Annotated in this window: 16 protein-coding genes; 14 read left to right on the top strand and 2 right to left on the bottom strand. The window is 68.7% G+C overall.

Features of this window, described 5'->3' with window-relative positions; genetic code table 11:
• Window positions 1-2: 2 nt before the first annotated feature.
• Complete coding sequence (locus tag ACFC06_RS03550) at window positions 3-1,445, bottom strand: form I ribulose bisphosphate carboxylase large subunit (RefSeq protein ID WP_375927463.1); 1,443 nt, start codon at window positions 1,443-1,445, stop codon at window positions 3-5.
• 123 nt (window positions 1,446-1,568) lie between these two features.
• Between ACFC06_RS03550 and ACFC06_RS03545 the strand changes: the two genes are divergently transcribed.
• Together ACFC06_RS03545 and ACFC06_RS03540 are read left to right on the top strand one after the other, a co-directional pair.
• Complete coding sequence (locus tag ACFC06_RS03545) at window positions 1,569-2,447, top strand: LysR family transcriptional regulator (protein WP_375927461.1); 879 nt, start codon at window positions 1,569-1,571, stop codon at window positions 2,445-2,447.
• Between the two features lie 54 nt (window positions 2,448-2,501).
• Window positions 2,502-3,032 carry a hypothetical protein gene (locus ACFC06_RS03540; protein ID WP_375927459.1) on the top strand — a complete coding sequence of 177 codons (531 nt, stop codon included), beginning with the start codon at window positions 2,502-2,504 and terminating at the stop codon, window positions 3,030-3,032.
• Here ACFC06_RS03540 and ACFC06_RS03535 read toward each other — a convergent pair whose 3' ends face one another.
• Window positions 3,033-3,851, bottom strand: a complete 819-nt coding sequence (locus tag ACFC06_RS03535) for a TIGR02452 family protein (RefSeq protein WP_375927457.1) — start codon at window positions 3,849-3,851, stop codon at window positions 3,033-3,035.
• Between the two features lie 189 nt (window positions 3,852-4,040).
• Between ACFC06_RS03535 and ACFC06_RS03530 the strand changes: the two genes are divergently transcribed.
• The 12 genes from ACFC06_RS03530 to nuoK all read left to right on the top strand — a co-directional run bounded on the left by ACFC06_RS03530 (window position 4,041) and on the right by nuoK (window position 16,265).
• On the top strand, window positions 4,041-5,048 hold the full coding sequence (locus ACFC06_RS03530; protein ID WP_375927455.1) for a hypothetical protein: 1,008 nt from the start codon (window positions 4,041-4,043) through the stop codon (window positions 5,046-5,048).
• Between the two features lie 78 nt (window positions 5,049-5,126).
• On the top strand, window positions 5,127-5,528 hold the full coding sequence (locus tag ACFC06_RS03525) for a hypothetical protein (RefSeq protein ID WP_336082493.1): 402 nt from the start codon (window positions 5,127-5,129) through the stop codon (window positions 5,526-5,528).
• A 359-nt stretch (window positions 5,529-5,887) separates the two neighbouring features.
• A complete protein-coding gene (locus tag ACFC06_RS03520; RefSeq protein ID WP_375927453.1) occupies window positions 5,888-6,268 on the top strand; it encodes an NADH-quinone oxidoreductase subunit A in 381 nt (126 codons plus the stop codon).
• Between the two features lie 10 nt (window positions 6,269-6,278).
• Window positions 6,279-6,833, top strand: coding sequence for an NADH-quinone oxidoreductase subunit B family protein (locus tag ACFC06_RS03515; protein ID WP_278262302.1), 555 nt, complete (start codon window positions 6,279-6,281; stop codon window positions 6,831-6,833).
• Window positions 6,830-7,588, top strand: coding sequence for an NADH-quinone oxidoreductase subunit C (locus ACFC06_RS03510; protein WP_375927450.1), 759 nt, complete (start codon window positions 6,830-6,832; stop codon window positions 7,586-7,588). The genes ACFC06_RS03515 and ACFC06_RS03510 overlap by 4 nt, the downstream gene beginning before the upstream one ends.
• Window positions 7,588-8,901 carry an NADH dehydrogenase (quinone) subunit D gene (gene nuoD, locus ACFC06_RS03505; protein WP_375927448.1) on the top strand — a complete coding sequence of 438 codons (1,314 nt, stop codon included), beginning with the start codon at window positions 7,588-7,590 and terminating at the stop codon, window positions 8,899-8,901. Before ACFC06_RS03510 ends, nuoD begins: the two co-directional genes overlap by 1 nt.
• Window positions 8,898-9,602: an NADH-quinone oxidoreductase subunit NuoE gene (gene nuoE, locus ACFC06_RS03500; protein ID WP_375927446.1), complete on the top strand. Its 705-nt coding sequence runs from the start codon at window positions 8,898-8,900 to the stop codon at window positions 9,600-9,602. The genes nuoD and nuoE overlap by 4 nt, the downstream gene beginning before the upstream one ends.
• Window positions 9,599-10,921 carry an NADH-quinone oxidoreductase subunit NuoF gene (gene nuoF / locus ACFC06_RS03495; protein ID WP_375927444.1) on the top strand — a complete coding sequence of 441 codons (1,323 nt, stop codon included), beginning with the start codon at window positions 9,599-9,601 and terminating at the stop codon, window positions 10,919-10,921. The genes nuoE and nuoF overlap by 4 nt, the downstream gene beginning before the upstream one ends.
• Window positions 10,918-13,377: an NADH-quinone oxidoreductase subunit G gene (locus ACFC06_RS03490; protein WP_375927442.1), complete on the top strand. Its 2,460-nt coding sequence runs from the start codon at window positions 10,918-10,920 to the stop codon at window positions 13,375-13,377. The genes nuoF and ACFC06_RS03490 overlap by 4 nt, the downstream gene beginning before the upstream one ends.
• Window positions 13,370-15,151: an NADH-quinone oxidoreductase subunit NuoH gene (gene nuoH / locus ACFC06_RS03485; RefSeq protein WP_375927440.1), complete on the top strand. Its 1,782-nt coding sequence runs from the start codon at window positions 13,370-13,372 to the stop codon at window positions 15,149-15,151. Before ACFC06_RS03490 ends, nuoH begins: the two co-directional genes overlap by 8 nt.
• Window positions 15,148-15,969, top strand: coding sequence for an NADH-quinone oxidoreductase subunit J (locus tag ACFC06_RS03480; RefSeq protein WP_375927438.1), 822 nt, complete (start codon window positions 15,148-15,150; stop codon window positions 15,967-15,969). The genes nuoH and ACFC06_RS03480 overlap by 4 nt, the downstream gene beginning before the upstream one ends.
• Window positions 15,966-16,265 (top strand): NADH-quinone oxidoreductase subunit NuoK, encoded by a 300-nt coding sequence (gene nuoK, locus ACFC06_RS03475; RefSeq protein ID WP_336082477.1) that lies wholly within the window; start codon window positions 15,966-15,968, stop codon window positions 16,263-16,265. Before ACFC06_RS03480 ends, nuoK begins: the two co-directional genes overlap by 4 nt.

Genomic DNA, 16,265 nt, shown 5'->3' with positions numbered 1-16,265 from the left:
CCCTACAGGCTCGGTGTGGGCACCGCGTCGGGTGCGTCGGTGGAGGTGTAATCGAAGGTGACATCCCCCCAGGTGGCCAGCGCGACCTCGAGCGGGCGGCAACTCGAGGCGGCGGTGCGCAGCACGTCGGGGCCTTCTTTGAGCAGGTCGCGGCCTTCGTTGCGGGCCTTGACGACCGCTTCCAGGGCGACCCGGTTGGCTTCGGCGCCCGCGGCGATGCCCAGCGGATGCCCGATGGTGCCGCCGCCGAACTGCAGGATGACGTCGTCACCGAACAGGTCGAGCAGCTGGTGCATCTGCCCGGCGTGGATGCCGCCGGAGGCCACCGGCATCACGCCGGGCAGGCTGGCCCAGTCCTGGTCGAAGAAGATGCCGTTGGCCGGGTTGAGCGGCACGCTGTTCTCGCGCAGGGTGTCGTAGAAGCCGCGGGTGGTCGCCGGATCGCCTTCCAATTTGCCCACCACGGTGCCGGCGTGGACATGGTCGACGCCGATGAGCCTGCACCATTTGGCCAGCACCCGGAAGCTGACGCCGTGGGTCTTCTGCCGGGTGAAGGTGGAGTGCCCGGCCCGGTGCAGGTGCAGCAGGACACCGTTGCGGCGTGCCCACTTCGACATCGACTGCATGGCCGTGTAGCCGACGGTGAGGTCCATCATGATCACCACGCTGCCGAGTTCCTTGGCGAACTCGGCCCGCTCGTACATGTCCTCCATGGAGGCGGCGGTGATGTTGAGGTAGTGGCCCTTGATCTCGCCGGTCTCGGCCATCGCCCGGTTCACCCCCTCCATGGCGAACAGGTAGCGATCGCGCCAGCGCATGAACGGCTGGGAGTTGATGTTCTCGTCGTCCTTGGTGAAATCCAGGCCGCCTTTGCAGGCTTCGTAGATCACCCGGCCGTAATTGCGGGCCGACAATCCGAGTTTCGGTTTCACGGTCGCGCCCAGCAGGGGCCTGCCGTATTTGTTGAGGTATTCGCGTTCCATCACCGTGCCGTGCGGCGGGCCCTGGAAGGTCTTGACATAGGCGACCGGAATGCGCATGTCTTCCAGCCGCAACGCGAGCAGCGGTTTGAATCCGAACACATTTCCGATGATCGAGGAGGTGAGGTTGGTGATCGACCCCTCTTCGAACAGGTCCAGATCGTAGGCGATATAGGCGAAGTACTCGCCCTGTCTGCCCGGAACCTCGACCACCTTGTAACACTTGGCCTGATACTTCGAGTGCGCGGTGAGCCGGTCGGTCCACACGACAGTCCAAGTGGCAGTGGAGGATTCGCCCGCGACCGCGGCGGCGGCTTCGATCGGGTCGACACCGGGCTGCGGGGTCACCCGGAACACCGCGAGCACGTCGGTGTCGGCGGGGATGTAGTCGGGTGCGTAATAGCCCATCGAGGCGTAGGACTGTACACCCGGATCCCAACGATCCCGTTCGGTTTCTTCCGCCATGGTTCCTCCTGTGGAATCCGGTGTGTCCGTTGCGAATTCCAGGATGAGGGGCCGATGCTCCGCAAACAATCTGAATCTTTCCGGGAAAGCTCAACCGAAACGTTGGGTTTGCTACCGTCGGGTATGGGCAGGGTCAGTGCGGGGCGGATGGAAACCTTTCTGGCCGTGGCCCGGCTGGGATCGATCCGGCGCGCGGCCACCCAGTTGCATGTCACCGAGGCGGCGGTCTCGGCCGCGGTCGCCCATGTCGAAAAGCAGCTCGGCGCCAAACTCATCGCCCGCTCCGGGCGTGGGATCGCGCTCACCGAGGCCGGCCGCGTCTACGCCGAATACTGTCGCGGCATCCTGGGGCTGATGAAGGAAGCCCACGCCGCGGTCCGTCAGGCCGACGCGGGCCGGCTGCGCATCGGCGTGGTGGCCACCGCCGGGGAATCGGTGGTGCTGCGGCCGCTGGCGTCGTTTCGCCGGCGCTACCCCGATGTGGAGCTGAGTCTGTCGATCCAGCCGCGCGACGTGCTGTTCCTCGAACTCCAGCACCACGAAACCGATCTCGTCATCGCCGGGCGCCCACCCCACACGGCCAACCTGGTGATCCAGGCCCGCCGCCCCAGCACCCTGGTCGTCGTCGGCACCGACACCCCCGACCCGCGCCACAGCACCTGGCTGCTGCGCGGCACCGGCTCGGGGACCCGCGAAGCCACCCTCGCCCTGCTCGACCGCCTCCAGATCGACCCACCCACCCTGACGCTGGGCTCCCACGGCGCCGTCATCGCCGCCGCCCGCGAGGGTTTGGGTGTCACCCTCATCCACTCCGACGCCGTCGGCGAACACCTCGAATCCGGTGCCCTGCACACCCTCGACGTCCCCGGCACCCCCCTGGACCGCGCCTGGCACGCCGTCACCACCCCCACCCCGACCCCCGCGACCCGCCTGTTCCTGGCCCACCTCATCGACCCCCTCGAAACCGGCACCGACGCCTTCCACGCCGCGATCGGGCCGTGAAGCATTCGCTACCGTCTCCACCGCCACCGGACCCTCCCCGAACGAAAGGTTGTCGTGGAACACCCACTGTGGGATCGAATCCCCGCCGACATCCGTCAGCGCGTCGACGAACTCCTCGCCCGGCAGCGAAAACTGCAGGCGATCACGGCGATCCGGGACAACGTGGAGGACCCTCGCCCACATCTGCACGAATGCATGGACCTGCTCGTCGCCCGTTGCGCCGAACTCGGTGAGCCCTGGATACGGCCCAGCGAACCCTTGGATCTCGACCGGCTGGCCGCCACGGTGGCAGCGCTACCTCACCCGCCGCACGCCATCGAGGCGTACTGGGACGGCGACACCAGCGGCTGGTTCGTCTGCCTGGCAGCGGTGTCGGCCCCGCCGCCGACCGAGCACACCCTGGCCTTGATCAGATTCGGCGGCGACATCCGCCTGTTCAACGGCGAGGTCCCCCCGTGGCCCGAAGCGCAGGAAGCGACCGCCGTCGGCACCGCCCTCGCGGGCCGTCTCGGCATACCGTTCTGGTTCGCGAGCCCGGACGAGGCCCTCGACGACGCCCCACGGTGGTGGGACGAGAGGGCCTGACTATCGGGCTGGGGCGAACCGCGACTCGAAGGCTTCGCGGTTGGGTGAGGCCGGGTCGCGGTCGTAGACGGCGAACACCACGTGGTCGAAGGCCGCGCCCCAGCGACGCAGTGCGGTATCGAACGCCGCCGCGACGACGGCGGGGTCATTGGCGAACACGCCGCAGCCCCAGGCACCCAGCACCAGGGCGCGGATGTCGTGACGGGCAGCGGTCGCGATGACCCGTTCGGCGCGCTGGGCGAGGACGGTGCCGAGATCGGCGGTGTCGGCCCGGCGGGCGAGCTGGCCGGCGTTCGGGGCGGGTGCGGTCAGGAAGGTGACCGGGAACGGGGGTGCCAGCTCACCCCGGTCGTCGCGGATGACCGGTACGTCCGGGGAGACGATCACGCGGTGGCTGTAGCGCAGGTCGTCCGACTGCCGGTGGGCGGCATAGTAATCCGGTGCCTGCGTCAGGCACGTGTACAGCAGGGCGCTGCGGCACAGGTCCTCCTCCTGGGCGCGGGCGCCACGCAGGTATCCGCCGCCGGGGTTGCGGGCGGAGGCGAAGGTGAGTACGCCCACCCGCGAGTGCGTGGTGTGGAGGCGGCGGGCCGCCTCGATGCTGCCCTCGGCGGTGACTTCGGTCCGCGGGTCCCCGGGACCCGGTGCCGGGCGGTCCACCAGCTCGTCGAGCCGGTCCGGCGTGTAGGAGACGGTCCCGGCGCGGGCGCCCCGCAGCTGGTCACGGATGCTCACCTCGCTCCCACCCGCGGTGCGGTAGACGCCGTCTGCGGCGATCTGTTCGTTCACCACGGCCACGTGGCGCAATCTGCTGCTCATGCTGCCGACCGTAGCCAGCCGACGGTCCCTCGCGCCACATGTTTTTGTAGAAGTAACAAAAACTCTCGTGAATGTGTCGGTGGGTTCTGTCAGGATGTACTCGACGACCGAACCGTGCTACGCGGTGGACGCCTCCATCGGGGCTGAGTACGGTCGGTGACGGGGTTCATTCGAACGAAGGGGTGGGAGATGACTATGCAGGTGAAGCTGTCGGGGGACGCACTGGAACTGCCCGGCGGGGTGCGGGTGACTTTTCTGCGCACCCTGCGGCTGCCCGAGACCGGGACCTATCCGTTGCCACCGGGCTTCGGGGCGTTCCCGCTGCGCCGTGTCGCCGACTATCCCGACACCGTCCCCGCCGAATGGCGTGAGCGTGGCGGCGTGATGCTGCCGGTGTATCAGCGTGAGGCGATGTGGCTGAGCTTCTCCGCGACGACCCCGGCCGCGTTGAAGATCGGCGTCGGCAAGGTCTGCGCGGTCTCGGGAAAACCGTGGAGCGACACCCTCGGACAGAACCCGCAGAACTATGTCGCGCTGCCGCGCCAGCCGTGGCTGGACGGCATCAACTCCGGTGACGGCACAGTCCGCCAGTTCGTCGCGGTCCCGCTGGGCCTCGGCGCGACCGTGGAGGGCCAGGTCACCGGTGTCGAGGAATGGGGCGGGGTGCAGATGGCCGTCCACGGCCTGACCGAGACCGCCCTGGCGAGCTGGCAGCGCACCCAGGCCGCTGAACGACCCCGGGGCGGCTACGGTGGCCCGGTACCGGTCGCCTGCGCGGCACCGTCGGCGATGGCCGGATCGCCGCCGGCACCCGGCGCCGCGCCCCGGGCGATGGGCCTGGGCGCGGGCGGCACGATGCGCCAGGAGATCTACGCCGATCCCCGCCCACTCGACGACTACCACAGCGAGGCCGACGGCCGCGTCTTCGTCCACCTCGCCTCAGCCGCCCAGTGGCAGCAGATCACCGGCGAGCCCGCCCCGTCGACTCCGATCACCGCCCAGTCCTACGCGCAGCGCGGCCTGCCCTGGTTCGAGTACTACGCCGCCGATGCCGACGACCTGCCCGCCGCGCCAGAGCTCGCCGAGGTGAAACCGACCGGTGACTGGCTGGCCGACGAGCAACCGTATCCGCCTGTCGAGCAACCACTTCCGGTGATCCCACTGGGCGACAAGACAGTCCAGGACGGCACCTGGTAACGGCCTTGCGCCACAGGGCGACCGGCTGATCCGGTCAACCTGCCACGGGGTGGAGCCACACGGACGTACGATCCGGAGGTGGCCGAATCGACTGGTTCCACCCCGCTGCGTGTGCTGGTCTACAGCAACGATGCCGATACCCGTCAACAGGTGATCCTGGCGCTGGGCCGTCGCCCCCGCGCCGACCTGCCCGAACTCGATTTCTTCGAGGTGGCCACCGCGCCGGTGGTCATCGAGCAGATGGACGCCGGGGGGATCGATCTGGCGATCCTCGACGGTGAATCCGCGCCCGCGGGTGGTCTCGGCATCGCCAAGCAGCTCAAGGACGAGATCGAGCAGTGCCCGCCGGTGGTCGTGCTCACCGGCCGTCCCGACGACGCCTGGCTGGCCAACTGGTCGCGCGCCGAGGCCGCGGTCTCGCATCCGATCGACCCGATGCAACTGACCAACGCCGTCGCCGGGGTGTTGCTCGCGCGCTGATCGGCATCGTCCCGATCCGTCGGATAGTCCCCATCGCACCTTTCCGCCCATCACCACTGGTAACACCCGTGGTTCCCGTCGGCGTGCCCATGGGCGATTACCCGCGTATCGCTCATGAATCGCGGTACCGAAATCGATCAAAACCGGGCCCGGAAACGGTCGGCGGACCCTCGCGACGGCGGTACGCTGTGCTCTAGCTCACACGAGCGCGGGCTCAGGTATAACGCTCCGCCATCGCTGCACAGCCTTGCGCGAGCCCCGGTTCGGCGGACAACGTTGTCGGCCCCGTCTCGCCAAGCTGCCGTCCGCGGCCGGGCCACACGGCTCGGCCTGCTCCAGCGAGGAGGGGAAGTGCAGTCGTGAATATCGAGGTGCCCGCACTCGTACTCGGCGCCATCGCCGCGGCGTTCGCCGTGTTCTCCGTCGTCATGGCGGCGCTGGTCGGCCCCAAACGCACCAACCGGGCCAAACTCGAACCCTACGAATGCGGCATCGAGCCGACACCGCACGCCATCGCGGGTGGACCGGGAAACGCCACCGGGCAGCGCTTTCCGGTCAAGTACTACCTGACGGCGATGCTGTTCATCATCTTCGACATCGAGATCGTCTTCCTCTACCCGTGGGCCGTGCATTTCGACGCGCTCGGGCTGTTCGGTCTCGCCGCGATGGCGCTGTTCATCGTCAATGTGTCCGTCGCCTACGCCTACGAGTGGCGCCGCGGCGGCCTCAGCTGGGAATGAGTGGGAAATTATGGGTCTCGAAGAGAAACTGCCCAGCGGGTTCCTGCTGAGCACCGTCGAAGATTTCGCCGGCTACCTGCGCAAAGGCTCGGTCTGGCCCGCCACCTTCGGGCTGGCGTGCTGCGCGATCGAGATGATGGCCACCGGCGCCGGACGATTCGACATCGCCCGCTTCGGCATGGAAGCCTTCCGCGCCTCTCCCCGCCAGGCCGATCTGATGATCGTCGCCGGGCGGGTCAGCCAGAAGATGGCGCCGGTGCTGCGGCAGGTCTACGACCAGATGACCGAACCGAAATGGGTGCTCGCCATGGGCGTGTGCGCGTCCTCGGGCGGCATGTTCAACAACTACGCGATCGTGCAGGGCGTCGACCACGTCGTCCCCGTCGACATCTACCTGCCCGGCTGCCCGCCGCGCCCGGAGATGCTGCTCAACGCGATCCTCGCACTGCACGCCAAGATCGCCGAGATGCCACTGGGTGTGAACCGGGAGGAAGCGGTGCGTGCCGCCGAACAGGCCGCGCTGGCCAGCACGCCCACCATCCGGATGGAGGGCCTGCTGCGATGACCTTCGACGCACCCGACGGCGCCGACACCCCTGCGGGACAGGACGTTCCGCAGGAATCGACCCCGCCCACACCGTCGCAGCCCACACCCGCCGAGGACGAGGTGATCGGTACCCGCCACGGCATGTTCGGTGTCAGCGGCACCGGCGACACCTCCGGTTACGGCGGACTCGTCACCCCGGTCACCCTGCCCGCGGGCACCCCACCGCCCTACGGCGGCTGGTTCGACGCCTTCGTCGGCACCGTGCGCGCCGCGCTCACCCAGCGCGTGATCGCCTTCGACAGTGTCGTGGAGAAGATCGTCGTCTTCCGCGACGAGATCACCCTGCACGTCTACCGCGAACACCTCGTCGCGGTCGCGAGCGCCCTGCGCGACGACTCCGCGCTGCGGTTCGAACTGTGCCTGGGCGTCAACGGCGTGCACTACCCCGACGACGAAGGCCGCGAACTGCACGCGGTCTATCACCTGATGTCGATCACCCACAACCGCCGGGTGCGGCTGGAAGTGTCGGCGCCCGACGCCGATCCGCACATCCCGTCGCTGTTCGCGGTGTATCCGACCACCGACTGGCACGAACGCGAAACCTACGACTTCTTCGGCATCCTCTTCGACGGGCACCCCTCCCTGACCCGCATCACGATGCCCGACGACTGGCGCGGTCACCCCCAGCGCAAGGACTACCCGCTCGGCGGGATCCCGGTGGAGTACAAGGGCGCGCGGATACCGCCGCCCGACGAGCGGAGGACCTACAGCTGATGACCGACACCGATTTCCGCCGCGACGAACCGCAGGTCGTCACCGTCGCAGGCCAGGACTGGGACCAGGTCAGCGAGGTGATCGAGGGTGTGGGCGAAGAACGCATCGTGGTCAACATGGGCCCGCAACATCCCTCCACGCACGGGGTGCTGCGGCTGATCCTCGAGATCGAAGGCGAAACCGTCACCGAGGCCCGCTGCGGCATCGGCTACCTGCACACCGGCATCGAGAAGAACCTGGAATTCCGCACCTGGACCCAGGGCGTCACCTTCGTCACCCGGATGGACTACCTGTCCCCGTTCTTCAACGAGACCGCCTACTGCCTGGGCGTGGAGAAACTGCTCGGCATCACCGACGACATCCCCGAACGCGCCACCGTGGTACGGGTGCTGCTGATGGAACTCAACCGCATCTCCTCGCACCTGGTGGCGCTGGCCACCGGCGGCATGGAACTGGGCGCGCTCACCCCGATGCTGTTCGGGTTCCGGGAACGTGAACTGATCCTCGACGTCTTCGAAGCCATCACCGGACTGCGGATGAACCACGCGTTCATCCGCCCCGGCGGCCTCGCCCAGGACCTGCCCGACGACGGTGTCACCAAGGTCCGCGAGCTGCTCGACCTGCTGCCGGGCCGGTTGCGCGATATGGAACACCTGCTCACCGCCAACCCGATCTGGAAGAAACGCACCCGCGACATCGGCTACCTCGACCTCACCGGCTGCATGGCACTCGGCATCACCGGCCCGGTGCTGCGTGCCACCGGCCTGCCGCACGACCTGCGCAAGTCCGCCCCCTATTGCGGGTACGAGAACTACGAATTCGACATCCCCACCCACACCGGCTGCGACTGCTACGGCCGCTACCTCATCCGCATCGCCGAGATGGGCGAGTCGATCAAGATCGTCGAGCAGTGCCTGGACAAGCTGCGGCCCGGTCCGGTGATGATCGACGACAAGAAGATCGCCTGGCCCGCCGATCTGGAGCTGGGCCCCGACGGCCTCGGCAACTCGCCCCGCCACATCGGCAAGATCATGGGCACCTCGATGGAGTCGCTGATCCACCATTTCAAGATCGTCACCGAAGGCATCAGAGTGCCTGCGGGACAGGTGTATTCGGCGGTCGAGTCCCCGCGCGGCGAGCTGGGTGTGCACATGGTCAGCGACGGCACGACCCGCCCCTACCGGGTGCACTACCGCGACCCGTCGTTCACCAACCTGCAGGCCGTGGCCGCGATGTGCGAGGGCGGCATGGTCGCCGATGTCATCGCGGCCGTCGCCAGCATCGACCCCGTCATGGGAGGGGTAGACCGATGACGAGCACACCCATCCTCCTGAACCTCACCACCCGGCCCGAACCGTATCCGCCGCACGTGCGGCAGCGTCTCGAGCTGGACGCGAAAGAGGTCATCGCCCGCTACCCGCACCCGCGGTCGGCTCTGCTGCCGCTGCTGCACCTGGTGCAGGCCGAAGAAGGCTGTGTCACCGGTACCGGCATCGATTTCTGCGCCGACCATCTCGGGCTCACCGGCGCCGAGGTCACCGCGGTGGCCACCTTCTACTCGATGTACCGGCGCACCCCGACCGGCGACTACCACGTCGGTGTCTGTACCAACACGCTGTGCGCGGTGCTCGGCGGCGACGCCATCTACGCCACGCTGCAACAGCATCTGGGTATCGGGCACGGGCAGACCACCGAGGACGGCGCGATCACCCTCGAGCACATCGAGTGCAATGCCGCCTGCGACTACGCGCCGGTCATGATGGTGAACTGGGAGTTCTTCGACAACCAGACCCCCGAATCCGCCGTCGCGATCACCGACGCCCTGCGCGCCGGGCACCAGGTGCGGCCGACTCGCGGCGCGCCCCTGTGCACGTTCCGCGAGACCGCCCGCATCCTCGCCGGCTTCCCCGACGACCGCCCCGACGCTCTCGAGGGCGCCCCGGGGGCAGCGACCCTGGCCGGTCTGCACGCCGCCGAAGCCGACGACGCCACCGGGCAGGGGGACCCGAGATGACCCTGACCCCGGTACTCAGCGCCCACTGGGCCGAACCCCGGTCGTGGACGCTCGACCGCTACACCGCCACCGGCGGCTACGAGGGCCTGCGCGCCGCCCTGCGCATGGCCCCCGACGAGGTGATCCAGACCGTCAAGGACGCCGGGCTGCGCGGCCGCGGCGGCGCCGGTTTCCCCACCGGGATGAAATGGTCGTTCATCCCGCAGGGTCCCGGCCCCGACGGCACCACGAAACCGCACTACCTCGTCGTCAACGCCGACGAATCCGAACCCGGCACCTGCAAAGACATCCCGCTCATGCTGGCCACCCCGCACACCCTTGTCGAGGGCGTGATCATCGCCGCCTACGCAATTCGCGCGCAGACCGCGTTCATCTACGTGCGCGGGGAAGTCGTGCCGGTGCTGCGCAGACTGCAAGCCGCGGTCGCCGAGGCGTATGCGGCGGGGTTCCTCGGTCGCGACATCCTCGGGTCGGGCGTGGATCTGGAGCTGATCGTGCACGCCGGAGCGGGCGCCTACATCTGCGGGGAGGAGACCGCGCTGCTCGATTCGCTCGAGGGCAGACGCGGCCAGCCCCGGTTGCGGCCGCCGTTTCCCGCGGTGGCGGGCCTGTACGCGTGCCCGACGGTGGTCAACAATGTCGAATCCATCGCCAGTGTGCCCTCGATCCTGCGTCACGGCACCGAATGGTTCCGGTCGATGGGTTCGGACAAGTCGCCCGGGTTCACGCTGTACTCGCTGTCGGGGCATGTCGCCCGGCCCGGCCAATACGAGGCGCCACTGGGCATCACGCTGCGGGAACTGCTCGGCTACGCCGGCGGCGTACGGGCCGGGCACACCCTGAAATTCTGGACCCCCGGCGGGTCCTCGACGCCGCTGTTCACCGCCGAACACCTCGACGTGCCACTGGACTACGAAGGTGTCGCCGCCGCCGGGTCCATGCTCGGTACCAAGGCGCTGCAGATCTTCGACGACACCACCTGTGTCGTGCGGGCGGTGCTGCGCTGGACCGAGTTCTACGCCCACGAATCGTGCGGTAAATGCACCCCGTGCCGGGAAGGCACCTACTGGCTGGTGCAGTTGCTGCGCGATCTGGAGGCGGGCCGGGGCAGCGAGGCCGATCTGGCCAAGCTCGCCGATATCGCCGACAACATCAACGGCAAGTCGTTCTGCGCGCTCGGCGACGGCGCGGCCAGCCCGATCTTCTCCTCGCTGAAGTACTTCCGCGAGGAATACCTCGAACATCAGCGCCGCGGCGGGTGCCCGTTCGATCCGGCCCGCGCCACGGTGTGGGCCCCGGCAGAGGGAGGCATCCGATGACGGCCATCGCCCCGGGCAACAGCAGCGGCGTGGTCCCCGCCGACCTGGTGAGTGTCACCATCGACGACACCACCATCCAGGTCCCCGCGGGCACCCTGCTGATCCGCGCCGCCGAACTCATCGGCGTGCAGATCCCCCGCTTCTGCGACCACCCGCTGCTCGAACCGGTCGGCGCGTGCCGCCAGTGCCTGGTCGAGGTCGAAGGGCAGCGCAAACCGGTGGCCTCCTGCACGATCCCGGTCACCGACGGCATGGTCGCCCACACCCAGCTCAGCTCGCCGGTCGCGGAGAAGGCGCAGCGCGGGGTGATGGAGCTGCTGCTGATCAACCACCCCCTGGACTGCCCGGTGTGCGACAAGGGCGGTGAATGCCCGCTGCAGAACCAGGCGATGTCCACCGGCAGCGCCGAATCCCGGTTCGAGGGCGAGAAACGTACCTATCCCAAGCCGATCCCGTTGTCCTCGGCGGTGCTGCTGGACCGGGAACGGTGTGTGCTGTGCGCGCGCTGTACCCGCTTCTCCCAGCAGGTGGCCGGTGACCCGTTCATCGAGTTGATGGATCGTGGTGCGCTGCAACAGGTCGGCATCGCCCAGGCCGAACCGCTCGACTCGTACTTCTCCGGCAACACCGTCCAGATCTGCCCGGTCGGTGCCCTCACCGGCACCTCCTACCGGTTCCGGGCCCGCCCGTTCGACCTGGTCTCCACACCGAGCGTCTGCGAACACTGTGCCTCGGGCTGCGCGCAACGCACCGACCACCGGCGCGGAAAGGTGCTGCGCCGCCTGGCCGGTGACGACCCGCAGGTCAACGAGGAATGGAACTGCGACAAGGGCCGGTGGGCTTTCGCCTACGCCACCGAACGCGACCGGCTGACCACTCCGCTGGTTCGTGGCTGGGACGGCGTGCTCGCTCCCGCGTCCTGGCCAGAGGCGCTCGCCGCCGCCGCGACCGGGCTGCGCGCCGCCATCGGCAATGCCGGGGTGCTGGTGGGTGGACGGGTCACCGAGGAGGAGGCCTACGCCTACGGCAAGTTCGCGCGAATGGTGCTGGCCACCAACGACATCGACTTCCGCAGCCGCGTCCACTCCGAGGAGGAGGAACGGTTCCTGGCCGCGCGGATCGCCGGACGCGGGATTCGGGTCGACTATCAGGCACTGAGTCAGGCGCCGGTGGTGCTGCTCGTCGGATTCGAACCCGAGGAAGAATCACCGATCGTCTATCTGCGGTTGCGCAAGGCCGCCAGGAAGAACCGGCTGCGGGTGGTGTCGCTGGCCCCGTTCGCCTCCCGCGGGCTCGAACGTCTCGCCGGGGCACTCATCCAGACCCCACCCTGCGGTGAGGCCGACGTCCTCGCCGCGATCGGCGCCGAAACCTCCCCCGACGCCACCGAACTCATGGACCTGCTGCGCACGCCCGGTGCGGTGATCATGGCCGGTGAACGGCTCGCGGGTAGCCCCGGCGCGCTCTCGGCGGTCATCCGGTTGGCCGACGCCACCGGCGCCGGGCTCGCCTGGGTGCCGCGGCGGGCCGGGGAACGCGGCGCGCTGGAAGCCGGCGCCCTGCCGAGTCTGCTGCCCGGCGGGCGTCCCGTCATCGATCCGGCGGCCCGCCAGCAGGTTCGGCACCGCTGGCAGTCCGACGAGCTGCCGGTCAGCCTGGGCCGCGACACCGCGGGCATCCTCGCCAACGCCCCGCAGGCCGGGGCATTGGTCATCGGTGGTGTCGATCCGGCCGATCTGCCCGATCCGGCGGCCGCGCTGGCCGCCATCGACGCCGCGCGGTTCGTCGTCAGCCTGGAGATCCGCCACAGCGCCGTCACCGAACGCGCCGATGTCGTGTTCCCGGTCGCGACCGCCATGGAGAAGTCGGGCACCTTCCGCACCTGGGAGGGCAGGCCGCGCCCGTTCGCGGCGGCCCCGCTCGACACCACCCGCCGCGTCGCCGCCCCGCTCTCGGACCTGCGGGTGCTGCATTCGCTGGCCGCCGAGATGGGCGTCGGGATCGGCCTGCCCGACGCCGCCGCCGCACGGACCGAACTGGACGCGTTGGGCGCCTGGAACGGTGACCCGGTCAGCGTTCCCGAACACACCAGCCAGACCCGCCCCGCGCCCGGCCCCGGCACCGCGGTGCTCGCCGGCTGGCGGATGCTGCTCGACGCGGGCCGGATGCAGGACGGTGAACCGAATCTCGCCGGTGTCGCGCGGCCACCGGTGGCACGGCTCTCGGCCGCCACGGCCGCCGAGATCGAAGCCGCCGACGCCGATCACGTCATCGTCTACACCGACCGCGGCGAGATCACCGTCCCGCTGATGATCACCGACCTGCCCGACCGGGTCGTGTGGCTGCCGCTGCACTCGCCCGGTTCCACGGTCGCCGCCGAACTCGGGGTGACGCCCGGCGCCGTCGTGCGTCTGCGCCGTGCCGACGACAGGATGAAGGAACACCGTCATGAGTGATTCCGTGCGCTACCTCGCGGCCGACGCGGTCTTCGGCACCGACCCGCTGTGGCTGGTGATCGTCAAAGCGCTGGGCGTGTTCGTGTACCTGATGCTCGTGCCGCTCATCGCCGTGTTCGCCGAACGCCGTGTGGTGGCACGCATGCAGATGCGGTTGGGCCCCAACCGGCTCGGCCCCGGCGGGATGCTGCAGTCCATCGCCGACGGCGTGAAGATGGCGCTCAAGGAAGACATCGTCCCGGCCCTGGTGGACAAGCCGATCTTCGTGCTGGCCCCGATCATCTCGGTGATCCCGGCGTTCATGGCGTTCGCGGTGATCCCCTTCGGTCCCGAGGTGTCGATCTTCGGCACCCGCACCCCGTTGCAGCTCACCGACATGCCCGTCGGCGTGCTCTACATCCTGGCCATCACCTCGATCGGTGTCTACGGCATCGTGCTGGCCGGCTGGTCGTCGAACTCCACCTATCCGCTGCTGGGTGGCCTGCGTTCGACCGCGCAGGTGATCTCCTACGAGATCGCCATGGCACTGACCTTCGCCACGGTGTTCCTGCTCTCGGGCACCATGGCCACCTCGGGCATCGTGTCCGCGCAGGAAGGCACCTGGTACGCCTTCCTGCTGCTGCCCTCGTTCCTCATCTACTGCGTGGCCATGGTCGGCGAGACCAACCGCGCCCCCTTCGATCTGCCCGAAGCCGAAGGCGAACTCGTCGGCGGCTTCCACACCGAGTACTCGTCGCTGAAGTTCGCCATGTTCATGCTGGCCGAATACGTCAACATGGCCACGGTGTCGGCGCTGGCGACCACCCTGTTCCTCGGGGGCTGGCGGGCGCCGTTCCCGATCAGCCTGTGGGAGGGCGCCAATTCCGGATGGTGGCCGCTGCTGTGGTTCACGATCAAGGTGTGGACGTTCCTGTTCGTGTTCGTCTGGCTGCGCGGCACCCTGCCCCGCCTGCGCTACGACCAGTTCATGAATCTGGGCTGGAAACTGCTCATCCCGACCTCGCTGGTGTGGGTGATGATCGTCGCCGCCGCCCGGGTCCTCGACATCGAGGGCATCCCCGGCCAGAACGCGATCCTCGTCGGTGTCGGCGTGGTGATCACCGCGGCGCTCATCGCGACATTCCTGCGGGCGGGACGAGATCGAGGACTACCGCCGCTGCCGCAGCCCGAACCCGCGAAAACGGCGGTCTTCCTCGGGTTCCCGGTGCCGCCGATGCCGCCACGTCAGGTATCCGCGGAACCCGAGGTCGGGCTGCTGGAACCGCTGGCGGGCTTCGCGGTCACCGCGGCCACCATGTTCAAGAAGCCCAACACCGAGTCCTATCCCGAACAGAAGGTGCCGACCGCGCCGCGCTATCACGGCCGCCACCAGCTCAACCGGTACGCCGACGGGCTCGAGAAATGCATCGGCTGCGAACTGTGCGCGTGGGCGTGCCCCGCCGACGCGATCTATGTCGAAGGCGCCGACAACACCGAGGACGAACGGTTCTCGCCCGGTGAACGGTACGGGCGCGTCTACCAGATCAACTATCTGCGTTGCATCGGCTGCGGCCTGTGCATCGAGGCCTGCCCGACCCGTGCGCTCACCATGACCAACGAATACGAGCTCACCGACGACAACCGCGCCGACCTCATCTACGAGAAGGACCGGTTGCTGGCCCCGATGGAGCCGGGCATGGCCGCCCCGCCGCACGCGATGGCGCCCGGTACCGACGCCGGTGACTACTACCTGGGCCGCGTACAGCCCCCGACATCGGAGGAGGTGCTGCGATGACCAGCGCACACGTACTGGCCGCCGAGATCGCGAACACCTCCACCGGCGAAGCGGTGCTGTTCTGGGTGCTGGCCCCGATCGCGGTGCTCGGCGCGCTCGGCATGGTGACCGCCGCCAAGGCCGTGCATTCGGCGCTGTGCCTGGCCGCCACCATGATCGCCCTGGCCGTGTTCTACATCGCGCAGGGAGCGCTGTTCCTCGGCGTCGTGCAGATCGTGGTCTACACCGGCGCGGTGATGATGCTGTTCCTGTTCGTGCTGATGCTGGTGGGCGTCGACTCCGCGGAATCGCTGCGGGAAACATTGCGCGGGCAGCGGATCGCCGCCGCTGTCGTGGGGCTCGGGTTCGGTCTGCTGCTCATCGGCGGGATCGGTTCGGCGTTGAGCGGCAGCGGAACCCGCTATCCCGGACGCGGCTTCGGGGGTCGTGACGTGATCGCCGAACTGGCCGAACTGATCTTCCTGCGCTACGTGTGGGCATTCGAGCTCACCGGCGCGCTGCTGATCACCGCGACCATCGGTGCCATGGTCCTGGCCCATCGCGAGCACTTCACCCCGCGCCGCGGCCAGCGCGAGATGTCGCGCGACCGGTTCCGCACCGCCGGACAGCGCGCGACGCCGCTGCCCACACCCGGCGTGTACGCCCGGCACAACGCGGTCGACAGCCCGGCCCAGCTGCCCGACGGGTCCTTCGAGGAGCTGTCGGTGAGCACGATCCTGCGTCACCGCCGCACCCGCGCCCACACCGAGGCCGCCGCGCTCTCGGTGGGCGCGGGCCGCGACGTCACCCCGACGGCCGACGAGGAAGGCACCCGGTGAACCCCCAGAACTACCTGTTCCTGTCTGCGCTGCTGTTCACCATCGGCGCCGCCGGAGTGCTGTTGCGCCGCAACGCGATCGTGGTGTTCATGTGCATCGAGCTGATGCTCAACGCGGTGAACCTGGCCTTCGTCACCTTCGCCCGGCTGCACAGCAACCTCGACGGACAGGTGATCGCGTTCTTCACCATGGTCGTGGCCGCCGCCGAGGTCGTGGTCGGTCTGGCGATCATCATGACGATCTTCCGTGCCCGCCGGTCGACCTCGGTCGACACCGCCAACCTGCTGAAGTTCTGA

The organism is Nocardia sp. NPDC056064, assembly GCF_042266925.1.
Taxonomy (GTDB): domain Bacteria; phylum Actinomycetota; class Actinomycetes; order Mycobacteriales; family Mycobacteriaceae; genus Nocardia.
Note: the sequence above shows the minus strand (reverse complement) of the source record. Positions and strands in the feature narration are given on the sequence as shown.